Genomic DNA, 14960 nt, shown 5'->3' on the forward strand with positions numbered 1-14960 from the left:
ACCCACTCTTCATGAGAACGCTTAGTCATATTAACTCCTGATATCATAGTCAGGGGTTAACATAAGGGATCGATGAACACGGTTGAAGATGTACTTGCTCGGACGGTTACCCCTTGTGGATATTATGACATCTATTCATAATCCTGGAGATTATGAGGTGCGTGTGGACTGCTCAAAAAATGTATTTATTGGAGAAGGTAGATGTGAAGTGAGTCCAGGTCGTTATATGGAAGTTAAAGTTACTAAGAAAAACGCACTTCCTGGACAAGGAGGGAGTAAAACTCGAGTCTATAAAGTGACCGCACATAATAATAATAGTGCCTATATTTGTGATAAAAAAGGTGCGATAAAACGAGGTTATGCAGCAACATTCGAAGATTTTTTGTATGGTGAGGTAGAATATATGGCTGATGTTTGTACAACTGTAGCTGTCGTTGGTCAAACAGATACAAGATCAACCATAGTTGTTACAGAAAAAAAGAGTGGCCTTTACATAAAGTTTGAAAATGCTGGTCAACATTGGAAGTCAGTTGGATCGTTTCCTGATGAATCCAAAGACGTTGCCGTTAATTTCGATGAAGTAAGAAAAGGCTAAAAGAGAAAGGAATACTCTAGGTAGGCGTAGGTTCGTAATAGGGTCTACTTTACTACATGTATTACGTGAGCTTACGAGACGTTTTCTTTTTGCCTCTGCTGAGGGCTTGAAACACCTCCGTAGGGGTGAATTTAATATCCACGTCTTCCGACATACGGAGTATTTTGACATTGGATTTAGCAAGCGCTACGTCAGGCGGCATAGGCGAGTGTTGCACTTGCGAGTTGAATTCGCCTTTCAAGTTCAACTAGTAGTGCGACGACCCAGTAACCTTTTTCAATAATAGCAGGGTTTCCGAACACTAATACATCGGAAACCTCTAAGAACTGTTGTTTTAGTTTTTTCATAGTCAACTTAGTGCGTTCAACACTCTGTTACCAACAACCAACCTGCGATTGAAATGCTTTGGATCCCACGAGTAATGGACTGATGAAAGAATTTAGGTAATACGTTAAAAAAGAAACCATGATTTGATGAATCTTAATCTGTTAACTAGGCTTGAATGGATCACTGTGAAATTGATGTAATACCAATAACCATCATGATTTGCCCCCTTAAACTTTTAAAATAACTGACGGACTAATAAGTCATATAAAAAATTACTTAACACTATTATTAAAAACAAAAAGTTAATAAAGATGAGTGCCTTTTCTATGCTGTATTAGGCTAGATTTCACATGTAGCCTAATACAGCATAGAAAAGGAATAGCAATGAAAAAAAAGTATAGGAAATACTTGATAACGGCAAACTTCATCCTATTTTCAACAGGGAGCATGGCACAAGAGACTAATGCTCTGACGACCCAAGAACAATTGCAACAATTAAAAACACAAATGGCATTAATGCAAAAAAATTATCAACAACAAATAGAAACCATTACCCAACAGCTTAATGCGTTAGAAAAAAACGTGGTACTTCAATCTCAGCAGACCAAGCAAGATAAAAAAGATAATCAACAATCAAGCACTCATCAAGAAAATAAACTTTTTACAGCCCATCCAGATCAACAACATACTCAAGTAAAAAGCGATCAAGAAGATGATGAAAATATGACTCAAGAAGCGAGTCAATCTTCGGCTTATGCCGATCAATTAACCTCAGTAGAACATTTTATTTATGGGGGTTACTTTCGTTCTGGTTATGGCATAAATAAGCTTAGCACCGTCATGACAGCTTTTAAAAACCCCGATGCCCCCACAAAGTATCGGTTAGGTAATGAAGCAGAAACCTATGGGGAACTCATTTTAGGCTATAACAGTAGTATATTAGACCAACCTATTGACCCCTATTGGAAAGCTCAAGTGCGCTTAGCTTACCTGTACTCCCCTCCTTCTTCCGCTCCCTATAAAAGGGATGTAAATCATATTTATATCGCTGAATCGTTTGTTTCAGGAGCGAATATGTTTACATCTGATCCCGATGCGTCTGTGTGGGGTGGACAACGTTTTTATCGACTCGATGAATCGCTCATCAATGATTTCTACTTTCTTGATCTGAGTGGAGTAGGGGCAGGGGCTGAAAATATTGCTTTAGGAGAGACAGCAAAACTCAATGTGGCGTTTATTGGAGGACCTGATATTCCCGCTGATTCAACAACCGACTACTTAGGCAGTAATAATGGTAATCTGTCTAAAAGTAATCTCGATGTTCAAATTCATAATATTCAGATGGGAGATACCCATAGCATGATCTGGCTGAATGCCTCCTATGCCCGTGGTGGCACAGAACTGGCCTATAATTCAACCAATGGCAATACCTACTCCTATCAAACCAAAGCAGCGTCGGGTTTTGGGGTGGGGTTCTTTAATTTTAATGATCACTTTTTGGGAGGAAAAAATACTTTTGCAGCCATGTACGGAATAGGCAGCTCTTCCAACTTTAAAGCGGGTACCGATCAACTCACGCTGTCAGGTGAAAATGTTACCCCTGATATTTACGATTTAAATGAAGCCTATAGTTTTCGAACGCTGGACTTCTTTACCGTCCCTATCAGCCCCCAATGGACGTTAATCACATTGGGAATTTATCAATATGATCGCAATGGTAACATTGACCCCACTTATGGCAGTACCCGCCATTGGTATTCTTTTGGTATGCGGCCCACTTATATGTTCGACGACGTTTTTGGCCTACAGTTCGAATTAGGTATGGATTATGTTCGCTCAGATCAACTGAGAACATCGATTCGAGAGGGAGCATTAACCAAGTTCACCATTGATCCTTTTATGCAACTTGGGCTCAATACGCAACTTCGAAGCTATATCACCTTTGCCACTTGGTCAAAAGACTATGAGGCCGATGATATTGGTGGTAATGCCTATGAAGATGATACTTCTGGCTTTAACGCTGGTGTACAAATCACCACTTCTTGGTAAAAATTAATACCACGATGATAAAAACATTCTCACTCGAAATAACCTTACTGTGCTTAATCAGCTTTAAAGCAATCGGCTTGCCCTTCATGGTTATCGATGACACGATAATCGATCCTCAAGGGGACCCTTTTATTGCAAAAGGAGTCAACATCTTCGCCGATCGTAATGAAGACTATCACGCTATCGTCAATTGCTGGGGCTTTAATGCGATTAGAGTGGCACACTTCCCAGATAATCATTGGTATAACCCCACATGGGAATTTGATTTACTCGTCAACGATTTTGCCAACAAAAACATTGTCGTCATCTTTAATTTAGCCATGGATAGCCAACATAAAGGGCTAGGGATCGGCAGCTACTGGCCTGGATATTGGTCTGAATTAGTCCACCTTTATTCGCACTTTGCTTTACGGTATAAAGATAACCCTTACGTTTGGTTTGAAACCAGCAACGAACCGGGTACCACAGAGAGTTTAACCGCCAATCCAATAACGGAAGCGACAACTTGGCTCAATTTGAATAAAACGCTCATTCAAGCTATTCGAGAAACGGGCAATATCAACCCGATATTAGTGCAGGGTTGGTGCTGGGGACAAGATGCTTGTGATTGGTCAAGTAGCCTTGTCTCTAATAACAAAAGTGCCCTATTGTCTCAAAGCGATCCGTTACTCTCATCCAATGTGGACCCATTAAACAACCTCATTTTCAGCCAACATGTCTATGAGCAGTGGAATCATACCCGTCAAAATAAACTTTATCATTTTCAACACGCTATTCTTGACGCCAATAAGGCCTTAATTGTGACCGAATACGGCTCAGAAAATGCGTCAACACCGACCTTAAAAGCCACCAATGCCATGTTCGATTCGGCCCAAAAATTGGGAATTGGTCGTTTTGTTTGGCATTGGGGGGCCGATGATAACAACGATCTCACCCTCAGTGAAAAAGGCCACGGTGGTGCCATCAATCATTGCAAACACCCCACCAATTTAACGCCATTAGGTAAAAAGGTCTGGAACGACAATCATTCAAACTCAATGATACCTGCAATCATTGCTAAATAAACAAAGAAAAGCTGCATTTTTAATGACTAATGCTTTACCACTTCCCTTAGCCAACCTTTCTTTAACAAGCTATACGAAGACAAAATACAACCTTAACTTTCAACAAGTTAAATGCAGCTAATGTTAATGAGTATTGCCTTTAACAGGATCATTATTCCAGCCCATAACGTTATACACAAAATACCTCGCGATCCCGATATACTCATGGATAGCAAAATCTGTTATCGCAAAGTTATACCAAAGCGGTAACGGGGATATTTTTGCCGCCATATAATCCGCTCTAATTGGAATGGCATGAATACCAAAGTGAGTGAAATAAAGTTCACTACGGCGCAGATGAAAACCAGAGGTGATCAGCACCAAGTTATCAAAATGATCCGCCTCTAGAATACGATGAGTAAACTTAGCATTTTGCCAAGTATTCATACTGTTAGCTTCAGTGATAATATCGTTATCAGCCACTCCTGATAACGTGAGCGTTGCTTTATAAACCTCCGCTTCTGACAGACCATTGTTCATGGGATCTCCCCCACTGACAATGACTTTACACACTTGTTTTGAGCGCTGACAAAGCTGATACTGGATCACTGTTTCGCTGAGCCTGCCATAGGCAAAAAAAGGAGGCTCGATTTGATGGGTATAGGGTATTTTTTGCGTCCCAGCTCCCAGTAGAATAATGGCATTATTCTTTTGCCACTGCACCTCAGGTTTAAGCCGATAATCTTGTTGCAATTTATCTAAAAGATATTGTGGGATAATCCCTGTACCAACTAATAAAAAAAGTGCTAACGTAATAAAAAGTAAACTATAAAATATACCGCGCCAGCGGATAAAATAAGCCACTAACATCAATAGTGTGAGAACGGCAAATAAAATAAAACTCATGAAAAGCTATTTCCAATTTAAATAGACATCATTGAATATACATCGTCGGTGTAATAACCTCCACGTTATATCCCTTTTTAGGGCTCTTTTCTATCCCCCAATACTTAATAAAAAACCAATATTTAGTAAAAAATACAGTAATGAGTCATGATAGGCTGTTTTCCAATAACGGATAAGCCCATGCGGGCCAACAACAAGTAGAGTCCATTGTTTTTTTCATCAAACGGTCCTTTTTATTATTACTTTTCTTTAGTAGATTGACCGTTGAAATACCAGAATATTCATTGGATAATTAAATGAGAAAATTAACTAATAAAATTCAAAACGTAAGCCCTTTATAACCAGTCTTTCTTCAATAAAGCATACAGTGATAAATCATGATATTCCCCTTTCCAATAGCTATGCTCTCTCAATATCCCTTCCATCGTAAAACCTAACTTATTCAGAATGGTTTCCGAAGCAAGATTTCCCTGCATGACATAGGCTTCAATGCGATTCACTCGGTGCATACTATTTTGTGAAAACAAAAAATCAATCACTTCCGTTAGGGCTTCTGTGGCGTAGCCCATGCTGCTTGGCATAACTCATAGCCAATCACTGCCACATGCTTATCATGTTCAAAATGATTAACCCCACAGCCCCCTAAATAGTCAAGCGAGACTTTGCCCCTGATTGCCCACCTCAACATCTGCTTATTATGCTGCTTCCAAATATCATGATGAATAAAATCGCGTACAGCAGCCAGAGAGTCGAATGCCCCTAAATCATAAAACTGAGTCACTTTGGGATCAGAGAAAAGCGCAAATATATTATCGCTATCATCAAGAATTGTCTCATCTAATCTAAGACGCATGCTTTCTAGGATAGGCGTATCTAAAATGGGCGTTTCACCAATAGCCGTTTCTTGATCAGCCCCCCTATAACGACCGTGTTCAAAATCGGAGTGTTATTGCTCATATCCATCTTTACTTTCTTCCTTCCTCAAACTGACCACAGTGTCTGTCAGCTTACCCATTGTCTTTTTACTTTAAATTCATCGAGTAACGATGCACTAACCAATCACTCTCTTGAAGTTCTTTCACAAAGTGCATGCCTAACTTTTGTAATACATTAATGGATGCTTGATTATCCGCGACCGCGTCCCCTACCACTAAATCCAGTGGCATATGCTGTTTTGCATATTCAATACAGGCTAAATTGGCTTCGGTGGCGAAGCCTTTTCCCCAAAAATCAGGATGAAAACGATAACCAATATCGACTTCATCGATACGAGTCTCTTGCTTGAATCCACAAAAACCAATGACATCGCCAGTTTCTTTGAGTACTACCGCCCAGCGACCAAAGCCGATGGTTTGATACTCTTTAAGCCAAATATCAGTAATGATATTTTTGGCATCCTCAAGGCTTTCACACATGCCTGCATCGCCCGTATATAAATTCACTTCTTTCGGCGCATTAAAGTCATACACGGCTTGCACATCATCAAGATCGAACTCTCGAATAATCAATCTGGGAGTTTGGGTGATTATTTTCATTGTATTACGTCCTTTTATGCCTAATTCCAGTACAGCAAAATGACAACACTGACTGTTTATCTGTATTGGGTTTTATCTTATATAGTATTAATAAAGCAAAACATATACAGTTGGGTACAATAAAACCCAATACAGATCCATATGCTAACGCCCCCATTGTCCATCGAACTGTATTCTAGAAGGTAATGATTATGCCCGAGTTTAAATACCGTCTTATTGTTAATGATATTATTGAAAAAATTGAACAAAAAAAGTTAACGGGTAAACTGCAATCGGTCAGGCTGTTGGCAAAAAAACAAGGCGTTGGGGTATCAACGGTTGTGCAAGCCTATTATGAACTCGAAAAACTCGGATGGATTGAAGCGCAAGCTAAAGTCGGCTATTTTGTCATCGGTAAAAAGAGCATTCCTCGACCTAATTACGGCAAAAAGATACACTATATTAAAGCCGATCTCAGCTTAGACAGAGCGGTACAATTCTCCTTTAACGATCCCAACATTTTACCCTTATCTTGTACTGCTCCAAGCAGTGTTATTGACAATGAACTGCTACTCAATCGACTGCATAAAAAAGCCTTAAAACATCGACCTTATCGACTATTAATGCAAGATCCCATTGAAGGTTTATATGCGCTTAGGCATGAAATTACGCGTCATTTACTTAAATCACAACAAGTGTTTAAAGCCGAACAGATCCTGATCACTAATGGCCGTAATAGAGTGTTTACTCATCTCCCTGATCGCCACTCAAGCCTTAAGTGGTAACATTGCGATTGAATCTCCTATCTCTTTCTACTTTCAGTCTATTTTGAAGCAATTTAATGCGGATATTATCGAAATCCCCATCCAAAATCATTATCAAGATGAGCTTGAGTTACTCTCAAAAGCCCATCAATCACAGCCCTTTAATACCTATTTAATCAATCCTAACTTTGGCGATCCCACAGGTAGAGTTCTTTCAAATAATGAGAAACAGGCCTTAATTCTGTGGGCTGAAAGCCATGATGTCACCATTATTGAATACGACAGAGGTGAACTCCACTTTGGTGGCAATAGACCCTGCAGTATCGCCAGTTTAGTCAAACAAGATTCTACCTGCCGTATTATCACCATTATTGATTTTTATGACACCGTCTCACACACCATTGCCCTAGGTTACTTAATATGCACTAATACCTTAGAGTCTTGTTTATTTTCCAAGCAGCTCATCACTGAAGAGCCAAGTATTAACTTACAATATATGATGATTGAGTTGATGCAATCGAAACAATATGACCCATTAATGCGCCAATTGCATAGCCGTTTAAAAACCTGTTATACCTCGGCCTTAGATTTACTGTTACCGTCTTTTAATCAAATAAAAAGCAGTGATTTTTATTACAACCAAGTGGAAGGCGGGCCTTGTTTATGGATCAAGTTACCCGATAATTTAAGCAGCGAAACCTTATGGGAGATAGCGATTTCAGCCCAGCTTTCTATCGCACCCGGCGCCATGTTTTCCTTCAATCAAGATTATGATAATTATTTTAGGCTCACCTTCGCTCTGCCTTGGAATGCGCAAATGACAGCTGGGATCAAGCGCCTTGGGGAGCTGGTTTTAGCATATACTCAAACGCGTTAAACATTAAATGATCACCATTGAATAGGCGCTAATAACTCTCCTTCTTTGGCTTCATCTTCTAAAAGTAAGGTTTTGACTATCTTATTATTTTCATCTAATAAAATAAATCGCGGGATCCCAGCATTAGCAAACTGACGATAAAGGCTTTTATCTTTATCAGCCACTAAAGAGAAGGGTAAATGATACTCTTCAGCAAACTGGCTCAATGATAAAACCGTCTCCTCACGTCCAATGCCAATAATATCGATATTCGCAGCATTGATAAGATCCGATTGAACCAGCGCCTTCATTGCACGTTGGGAGTCAGGGCACCAAGTGGCAAACAATATCAGTAACTTCTTATGTTTAGATTGGGCTAAGTTTATTTGTCGACCCTGAATATCTGTCAATTGCATCACGGGCACACGTTGCCCAACTTCCACATAAGTTTGATACTTTGCCTCTATTGGCGCGGGGGCGGGATGTGTTGCAGTTGTTAATTGCCCCGTTGAATGACTGCACGCTGTTATAGATAGCGCCACGACCAATACACTTATAGAGTGAGTCAATTTCATTTTTCTCATACCGATATCCTTTCTCGTGATCTTTAAACCTACTCGTTTTTAACGTTTATTATTCTTAAAAATTATGCTTTAACCCTACCATGAAAAATAATCAGCAAGCCAATAACAAACACACTTGCTAAGCCATTTTTAACTTGATACTTTAATAGAGCAAAAAAAGGAATTTATGTTAATTGTTACATCATATCCTCAAACCTCTTGGGTGTAAGGATATTAAAAAGGAGTTTACTATGACAAAAAATCTAATAGCTGCTCTGCTCGTATTGCTCTCGCCTTTTGCTTGGTCTCAACAATCAACGGGATCGGAACCCGCAAAGCAATGGCTCACCATCATCGATACAGGCGCCTACGCTGAAAGTTGGCAAAAAGCCGGTTCACTCTTTAAAACTCAATTATCACAACAGCGCTGGGTAGAAACACTACAAGGTATTCGAGCACCACTGGGTGAAGTCATTTCTCGCTCTGAATTTAGTGCTGGTAATTTTTCTTCACTTCCTGGTGCCCCTGATGGCGAATATGTAGTACTGCAATACCAAACCCGCTTTCAAAATAAAGCCGCATCGACTGAAATATTAACCTTGAGTAAAAAAAGTGGTCAATGGCTCACTGTCGGCTATTTTATTAAATAAGAAATCTATGAAGTTTCTCGTTCCAGATGATAAGGCAAGCTTCATTTAGAAGCTTGCCTTATTTGAAACCCAACACCTGAAAGGTATCTACATTCCTTCAATAATGCGCCTTAATTTGAACAATTTGATCGACTCTGAAACTCGTATATTCAACTGGCTTAGGTATACTCACATTTTGATTATGTTTTATGTGATAAAAACACACTGCAAGTCGTTGCGGTTATTGAACTCGACGATAAAAGCCACCAGCGTAAAAAAGTGCAAGCTCGGGATGAATTTGTTAACCGAGCATGCATCTCAGCGGCTTTGCCCTTAATCCGCTTTAAGGCTAAAAGAGGCTATAGCATTCAGGAGATCATTCACGATATTAAGTCCGCAATTAAAACATGAATCCGGCTATCGATATCCCAGTGACATTAAAATATGAGTTTCATTTAGGAAAGATCTGTCATGTTAAGATGGTTCTTCTCGCTATTCCATCTTCTAGTAAAAACCAGCCTCTCTCTATTTTACTTCTCAACGCCGCATTCTTATTAACGCTATAATGAAACGAAGAATGAAAACTGACCATTGCAGGATTATCCCCCCATGAAGCAAAAAAACATCGACATCGAAACGTGGAAGCGCAAATCACATTTTAAATTTTTCACCAGTAGTGTTGGTTCCGTTCGCCTCAGCTTAACTCAGCCTTTAGATGTCACTCAATTAGTCACCTTTTGCCGACAGCAATCGCAGAAACAAAAAAAGTACCTTCCTATCGCAGACTTTATCCATCGCCATGATATTTTAAATATTAGCTGTTACCCATGGGGTGACTTTACCTGCATACAGGTAAAGCCGGTACAACAAGATACATGCGAGACTGGGATCCCTTTTATTGCTTGGGGGCAATATCAGCAACAAGACGAGCGCTTAATCATGTCTTTACATATGGAGGTAAATCATTGCTTCCTCGATGCCATTCATTTATATCAATATAAGGCAGCACTAGAAGCGAAGATTAATTCACTAGCCATTCGCCTATAGCATCAAATACCTCATCAATATACCGCTCAAATTAGTTATAATCACTGCCAGCTAACACTCGACCATCATATTCCCCATGGCTGTTAATATCACTTGCATTAAACGTCGCACATTCAATAGCATAGCCTGGCCAAAGCACAAAGGCATCAATAAAACCGGCAGAAATACTGTACTGAGAATACTGATCAAAATCAGGATCATGGTAGGATTTGAAATAATGACTATTAATATAATCTGCTGTGGTAGCCAGCTTACCCAGCCCAGTAAAACCTTGCACATTTTGTGCATAATTCATTAAAGACACTGGCGTGAATAATATCGGTGGCGTCCACTGCGGCAAAGTGGGATGCCCTCCTTGTTCAAAACTAGGCTGAGGAGCAATCACACAATAAAAATAGCTGGGGTTATGTATTGTGGTATGAGCACTTAGCATTAAACGAAACGATGTATCAGGGACTGAAGAACTAAGATTTGAACATCCTATTATCGGAAACGCAGCCATTAACGACGCTAAAAATAAAATCGATAAACTACTTTTCATTTTGTTTTCTATTGCCCATAAAAATAAAGATAAAATAAGCATAGACATAAATAATCGACTTCACAGAAAACCTTCATCTCTATGATTTTCCTTTCAAGCAGCATTATTAACAATCGAATATAAAACAATCAACATTTACAAAGTTGTAATATAAAAACATATCTACTTTAGTATACACTAATAACAATCCCCTACTACTAGACTAAATAACTACAAACAAGGTAATTAATGCATTATATCAACATATTAGTTTTAAGCTTATTTTCTGGCTTATTGATGAACCACGCAAATGCAAAGCAGCATGATCCATATCAAGAAACATTGAATATACTCACCAAAAATAACACTAATATACTCACTGAGATAATTAATGATACAACATTACAGAGCACAGTTAATGAAGATATTATATTAGGACAAGCAACTGACTCAAGCATTACGGTTAATTTGTTAGTCGAAGAAAATAGCCTCATTTATTGCGAATACGGTATCGATCCCGATAATTTATTTAATCATACCTCACAGATCACCGCGACAACGGCGAAACCTGTTGAAATTGAACTCTCTTCTTTAACCAATAATACGCGATATTATTACCGCATAATCCAACAAGCCGATGGACAATAAATACACTACGGCAATCAACATAGTTTTCATACCCAGCGTAGCATTGATCAAACCTTCAGCTTTGGGGTACAAGGCGATTCACACCCTGATAGGCCTAAATCTTTATATAATGAAGCGCTATATCAATTGAACATTGATAATGTTGCGGCAAATCAACCCGACCTATTTTTTATGCTTGGGGATGATTTCAGTATTGAAGATTTAATTTCCAGCAATACGATTAATCAAGATAACGTCAATGACATTTATGCCGCTCAGCGAGAGTATCTCAAAGGTGCCATGAATAACACTGCATTATATCTAGTGAATGGTCACCATGAGCAAGCCGCTCGTTATATTTATGATGGTAATTTTGATTATGACGAAAATTACTCTGATTTAGCTAATGCTCCTATATATGCTACAAATGCACGTAATTATTATTATTCTTTACCCGCCCCTAATGATTTTTATTCAGGTGATAAAACTCAATTAGAAAATATTGGCTTTTTGAGAGATTATTATGCTTGGCAATGGGGAAATGCTTTATTTGTCACTATCGACCCCTACTGGCATTCACCGGTCGTTGTCGATTCAGGCATTCCTCCTTTATATAAAAAAGAGAGTGATCCTTGGGCGATTACCATGGGTGATGAGCAATACCAATGGCTAAAAAAAACCTTAGCTAACAGTACCGCCAAATATAAATTTGTTTTTGCACATCATGTTAATGGTCGAGGGCGCGGAGCGGCCACTATAGTCCACAGTGCAGAATGGGGAGGCTATGATAAAAATGGTAAAAATTATGAGTTCAGTGAATATCGCCCCAACTGGGATCTCCCCATCCATCAATTAATGGTTAAAAACAATGTCACTATCTTCTTTCAAGGGCATGACCACGTTTATTCGAAGGAAATCGTCGATGGTGTCATCTATCAAAGTCTACCTAGTCCCGCAGATAACAGTGAAGATAGCTGGCTTAAATACGCGCATTATTATGCCCCCGACTCTATTGCATTACCCAATGCTAAATATGATCCTAACCTGAGCGTTATTTTGCCGCCATCAGGTCACCTCAATGTGATCGTCTCACCGGATAACGTTACAGTAGACTATGTTTCTTCTGTGTTACCCGAAGATGAAACTGACAACTTAAAAAATGGTGACATTATCTATAGTTATGACGTGAATGAACAATCATTGAATGCGCCTGAATTGAATGGCCTATGATTAAATAAGAGGATAAGTCGAGTATCCACTTAGCTTCCATTTTCTATAAAACCAGCCCTTCTTATTCGATAAAAAATCAACAGACAGAGTCCACTCGGATACACAACCAGAACGGCAAAACTTGCCGTTCTCTTTATCACTAACAACTAAAGCGCACTGCAATCCTCAGCAGTAATACTCGATTTCACATCAAACTCATTTCTTGTTTGGATATTCTCAGCATTACGAGTAGTACAGGCTTTAAACAGCATATAATCCGTTGTTGGACACGTCTCTAACGGATTATTGTTTATATAGTATTGTTTTAACTGAACTTGATCTTCATCAACAATTAAACTACAAGCTTGCTTTAATGAAATAAGTTCACTATTAGCAGTATTGTAATCTGTTTGCTGCTGGACAATAGCATCTAATTGTTCATTCGTTACAGCAAAAGCAGATGTTGACATTATTGACGCTAAAGTTAATGCACTAACAATAATACATTTTTTCATATAGACATACCTGTTGATTAAAAACTGACATAAATTTACTCTTTATACTTTTGTATAGGCATCGGGTGTTAACCTGAGATATGTTCACAATAAACAATATTTACAATAAGCATTGACAACGACTCGTAGGGTGAATATAAAATACTAAGCAACTTTTTAGAGCTAAAGAGGCAAGACTCGCGATAGAATCCACTTTCTCTCACAATTTAACCTTACCTTGTGAGCGCCAGCTCATTTATGTTCAAAATAACAACATCGACATTGCCAGTCTTTCCTCCCAAAGATAGACTCTTATGAGTATCCAATAATAAGTGAAAGCGCCACAATGACATAAAACTCTAAATTAATGTGCGCATTTTAAAAGATAAAAATAAGCCATTTGGCATATCATTAAACATGGAGAATAAGTGAAATGACTCAGTTTATTAATAATCTCGTCACTATGTTAAAGGCGAGCGCCACTCAGCTAGATGACTCCGACCTCTATAAAATCATGCTTAGTCATTATCAAACGTTGCGCTTAATTGATAATGACTTAAATTGGGCCTCTCCTGAATTATCTGAACTGTCACAGCAATTACTGCCATCTGATATCAATAGCCAAAGCGCCATTGATTTACTCGATGAGATGAAAACTCATATATTGGACAACCCCTATCTAGTCGACTTTTTTAACATGGCCGAGCACACCCATTTTACGCAATTAAAAGAAAAGTCGGCTCACAATGCCCGTCAAATCATTCCCTCCGTCATCGGCTACGCTTTAGTTCAACAACGTTTAACTCACGCTATGTATCAACACTGGTCCTTAATCAACATTTTAATGAAAATATGGGTCCCACTACGACAACAGTATGGTATTGAATCCCAACTCAGTACCTTCGAAAGCATGAAACTCGCTTCTATTGAAAAACCGATGAATGATTATATTCAATTTCACCATTCAGGTTCCGTGCCGCAGGATTATGCCCGTTTGGATCTCCCCATGAATATCTTCGAAGCGGTGGCTGAAGATTTAAGTGCGCATCGATTTGATAATGCTAAAGCCGGTACCGTCCTTGCCTTTCACTTACCCGGCGTTAAACCCGCCCGCTTTAGTCAAGATGAAAAGGGCATTTTACTCACTATGCCTCACTCCAAATCGTGGGCTGATCTGTATAGTCTTTGGAATATGGCGTTTGTCTCTCATTTAGGCCATTTTCCTTTTCTCATGGTTAAACTCCTGATCCCACAAGTCAATAACGTTAAAAGTAACCCCGAGCTCTATCTCTATAATCGTACATTAGCCTTATATACCCATTTGCATTTTGCCTTCTTTGGTCAATTCGATCGTTTGTTGACAAAGCAAGCTGACATGGACTGGTATGATGAAACGTTAACTCAATTACTCGGTCAATGTGCACTAAAAAGTGCGAAAGAATATGAATATGCAGTTAAAACCAATATGTAAGGAACCCGAATTCAGGTTAAGGAATAAACGGCTTTCACATCAAAAGAACATGAGGTCTAAAGGCTGCTGATATTTTATGGCAAATCGGCAGTTTTTGAACCTGACAATATCGATAGCGCTTTAATCAAGAAAAACAGCAATATTTTATTTAAGTAAAAACCTAGCACTTTAACCCTGACTAATCTTCACTCAAAAAAAGCTAAAAAAACAACCATTACTCAACTGGTTATTTCACCATTAACATGCTCACCCTACTGTATCCACTAATATATTCGTGAAGACTAAAGTACAATAACACTAATATTATTATAGCCTTATAATACTCGAAATTTAATATCATTCCTAT

16 protein-coding genes and 2 pseudogenes are annotated in these 14960 nt (G+C 38.8%); 11 read left to right on the forward strand and 7 right to left on the reverse strand.

The features are described 5' to 3' along the window. Positions 1-115 precede the first annotated feature (115 nt). Positions 116-595 carry a hypothetical protein gene (locus L2764_RS11235; RefSeq protein ID WP_248940308.1) on the forward strand — a complete coding sequence of 160 codons (480 nt, stop codon included), beginning with the start codon at positions 116-118 and terminating at the stop codon, positions 593-595. A 191-nt stretch (positions 596-786) separates the two neighbouring features. Here the strand turns inward: L2764_RS11235 and L2764_RS11240 are convergent, their stop codons facing one another. Further along, positions 787-942, reverse strand: coding sequence for a hypothetical protein (locus tag L2764_RS11240; RefSeq protein ID WP_248940309.1), 156 nt, complete (start codon positions 940-942; stop codon positions 787-789). A gap of 364 nt (positions 943-1306) precedes the next feature. On the opposite strand from L2764_RS11240, the gene L2764_RS11245 reads away from it, so the two are divergent. Next, positions 1307-2971, forward strand: a complete 1665-nt coding sequence (locus L2764_RS11245; protein WP_248940310.1) for a carbohydrate porin — start codon at positions 1307-1309, stop codon at positions 2969-2971. A gap of 14 nt (positions 2972-2985) precedes the next feature. Further along, positions 2986-4035: a cellulase family glycosylhydrolase gene (locus L2764_RS11250; RefSeq protein WP_248940311.1), complete on the forward strand. Its 1050-nt coding sequence runs from the start codon at positions 2986-2988 to the stop codon at positions 4033-4035. Positions 4036-4158: 123 nt separating this feature from the next. On the opposite strand, the gene L2764_RS11255 is transcribed toward L2764_RS11250, so the two are convergent. The 3 genes and pseudogenes from L2764_RS11255 to L2764_RS11270 form a co-directional block, all read right to left on the reverse strand. Further along, positions 4159-4920 (reverse strand): YdcF family protein, encoded by a 762-nt coding sequence (locus L2764_RS11255; protein WP_248940312.1) that lies wholly within the window; start codon positions 4918-4920, stop codon positions 4159-4161. Positions 4921-5255: 335 nt separating this feature from the next. After that, positions 5256-5773, reverse strand: a pseudogene (locus L2764_RS28230) (GNAT family N-acetyltransferase). A 169-nt stretch (positions 5774-5942) separates the two neighbouring features. Next, positions 5943-6455 carry a GNAT family N-acetyltransferase gene (locus L2764_RS11270; RefSeq protein ID WP_248940315.1) on the reverse strand — a complete coding sequence of 171 codons (513 nt, stop codon included), beginning with the start codon at positions 6453-6455 and terminating at the stop codon, positions 5943-5945. A 191-nt stretch (positions 6456-6646) separates the two neighbouring features. Between L2764_RS11270 and L2764_RS11275 the strand changes: the two genes are divergently transcribed. Both L2764_RS11275 and L2764_RS11280 read left to right on the forward strand, forming a co-directional pair. Further along, positions 6647-7219: an aminotransferase-like domain-containing protein gene (locus tag L2764_RS11275; protein ID WP_248940316.1), complete on the forward strand. Its 573-nt coding sequence runs from the start codon at positions 6647-6649 to the stop codon at positions 7217-7219. Next, entirely contained in the window at positions 7161-8075 is a 915-nt protein-coding gene (locus L2764_RS11280; protein ID WP_248940317.1) for an aminotransferase-like domain-containing protein, read from the forward strand. Before L2764_RS11275 ends, L2764_RS11280 begins: the two co-directional genes overlap by 59 nt. An 11-nt stretch (positions 8076-8086) precedes the next feature. Here the strand turns inward: L2764_RS11280 and L2764_RS11285 are convergent, their stop codons facing one another. Then, positions 8087-8638 (reverse strand): TlpA family protein disulfide reductase, encoded by a 552-nt coding sequence (locus L2764_RS11285; protein ID WP_248940318.1) that lies wholly within the window; start codon positions 8636-8638, stop codon positions 8087-8089. A 230-nt stretch (positions 8639-8868) separates the two neighbouring features. Here L2764_RS11285 and L2764_RS11290 point away from each other — a divergent pair, with 230 nt between their 5' ends. The 3 genes and pseudogenes from L2764_RS11290 (at position 8869) to L2764_RS11300 (ending at position 10293) form a co-directional block, all read left to right on the forward strand. Continuing rightward, complete coding sequence (locus tag L2764_RS11290) at positions 8869-9267, forward strand: DUF4019 domain-containing protein (RefSeq protein WP_248940319.1); 399 nt, start codon at positions 8869-8871, stop codon at positions 9265-9267. Positions 9268-9447: 180 nt separating this feature from the next. Continuing rightward, a pseudogene (locus tag L2764_RS11295) lies at positions 9448-9657 on the forward strand (DUF2726 domain-containing protein); the annotation flags it as partial. Positions 9658-9855: 198 nt separating this feature from the next. Next, the gene (locus tag L2764_RS11300) at positions 9856-10293 is read left to right on the forward strand and encodes a CatA-like O-acetyltransferase (RefSeq protein ID WP_248940320.1); all 438 of its coding nucleotides are present in this window, start codon (positions 9856-9858) and stop codon (positions 10291-10293) included. 31 nt (positions 10294-10324) lie between these two features. Here the strand turns inward: L2764_RS11300 and L2764_RS11305 are convergent, their stop codons facing one another. After that, a complete protein-coding gene (locus L2764_RS11305; protein ID WP_248940321.1) occupies positions 10325-10882 on the reverse strand; it encodes a hypothetical protein in 558 nt (185 codons plus the stop codon). Between the two features lie 228 nt (positions 10883-11110). Here L2764_RS11305 and L2764_RS11310 point away from each other — a divergent pair, with 228 nt between their 5' ends. Beyond that, positions 11111-11461, forward strand: coding sequence for a hypothetical protein (locus L2764_RS11310; protein ID WP_248940322.1), 351 nt, complete (start codon positions 11111-11113; stop codon positions 11459-11461). 126 nt (positions 11462-11587) lie between these two features. Further along, complete coding sequence (locus L2764_RS11315) at positions 11588-12670, forward strand: metallophosphoesterase family protein (protein ID WP_512701017.1); 1083 nt, start codon at positions 11588-11590, stop codon at positions 12668-12670. A gap of 146 nt (positions 12671-12816) precedes the next feature. Here the strand turns inward: L2764_RS11315 and L2764_RS11320 are convergent, their stop codons facing one another. Then, complete coding sequence (locus tag L2764_RS11320; RefSeq protein ID WP_248940323.1) at positions 12817-13164, reverse strand: hypothetical protein; 348 nt, start codon at positions 13162-13164, stop codon at positions 12817-12819. Positions 13165-13576: 412 nt separating this feature from the next. On the opposite strand from L2764_RS11320, the gene L2764_RS11325 reads away from it, so the two are divergent. After that, positions 13577-14614, forward strand: coding sequence for a hypothetical protein (locus tag L2764_RS11325; RefSeq protein ID WP_248940324.1), 1038 nt, complete (start codon positions 13577-13579; stop codon positions 14612-14614). The last annotated feature ends 346 nt before the right edge of the window (positions 14615-14960 follow it).

Source organism: Shewanella surugensis, from assembly GCF_023284005.1.
Classification (GTDB): domain Bacteria; phylum Pseudomonadota; class Gammaproteobacteria; order Enterobacterales; family Shewanellaceae; genus Shewanella; species Shewanella surugensis.

What these genes read in the sequence shown, in the direction of transcription:
- L2764_RS11240 (WP_248940309.1), bottom strand. Translation starts at nt 942, where the DNA reads ATGAAAAAACTAAAACAACAGTTCTTAGAGGTTTCCGATGTATTAGTG.
- L2764_RS11245 (WP_248940310.1), top strand. Translation starts at nt 1,307, where the DNA reads ATGAAAAAAAAGTATAGGAAATACTTGATAACGGCAAACTTCATCCTA.
- L2764_RS11250 (WP_248940311.1), top strand. Translation starts at nt 2,986, where the DNA reads ATGATAAAAACATTCTCACTCGAAATAACCTTACTGTGCTTAATCAGC.
- L2764_RS11255 (WP_248940312.1), bottom strand. Translation starts at nt 4,920, where the DNA reads ATGAGTTTTATTTTATTTGCCGTTCTCACACTATTGATGTTAGTGGCT.
- L2764_RS11270 (WP_248940315.1), bottom strand. Translation starts at nt 6,455, where the DNA reads ATGAAAATAATCACCCAAACTCCCAGATTGATTATTCGAGAGTTCGAT.
- L2764_RS11275 (WP_248940316.1), top strand. Translation starts at nt 6,647, where the DNA reads ATGCCCGAGTTTAAATACCGTCTTATTGTTAATGATATTATTGAAAAA.
- L2764_RS11280 (WP_248940317.1), top strand. Translation starts at nt 7,161, where the DNA reads ATGGCCGTAATAGAGTGTTTACTCATCTCCCTGATCGCCACTCAAGCC.
- L2764_RS11285 (WP_248940318.1), bottom strand. Translation starts at nt 8,638, where the DNA reads ATGAGAAAAATGAAATTGACTCACTCTATAAGTGTATTGGTCGTGGCG.
- L2764_RS11290 (WP_248940319.1), top strand. Translation starts at nt 8,869, where the DNA reads ATGACAAAAAATCTAATAGCTGCTCTGCTCGTATTGCTCTCGCCTTTT.
- L2764_RS11300 (WP_248940320.1), top strand. Translation starts at nt 9,856, where the DNA reads ATGAAGCAAAAAAACATCGACATCGAAACGTGGAAGCGCAAATCACAT.
- L2764_RS11305 (WP_248940321.1), bottom strand. Translation starts at nt 10,882, where the DNA reads ATGTCTATGCTTATTTTATCTTTATTTTTATGGGCAATAGAAAACAAA.
- L2764_RS11310 (WP_248940322.1), top strand. Translation starts at nt 11,111, where the DNA reads ATGAACCACGCAAATGCAAAGCAGCATGATCCATATCAAGAAACATTG.
- L2764_RS11320 (WP_248940323.1), bottom strand. Translation starts at nt 13,164, where the DNA reads ATGAAAAAATGTATTATTGTTAGTGCATTAACTTTAGCGTCAATAATG.
- L2764_RS11325 (WP_248940324.1), top strand. Translation starts at nt 13,577, where the DNA reads ATGACTCAGTTTATTAATAATCTCGTCACTATGTTAAAGGCGAGCGCC.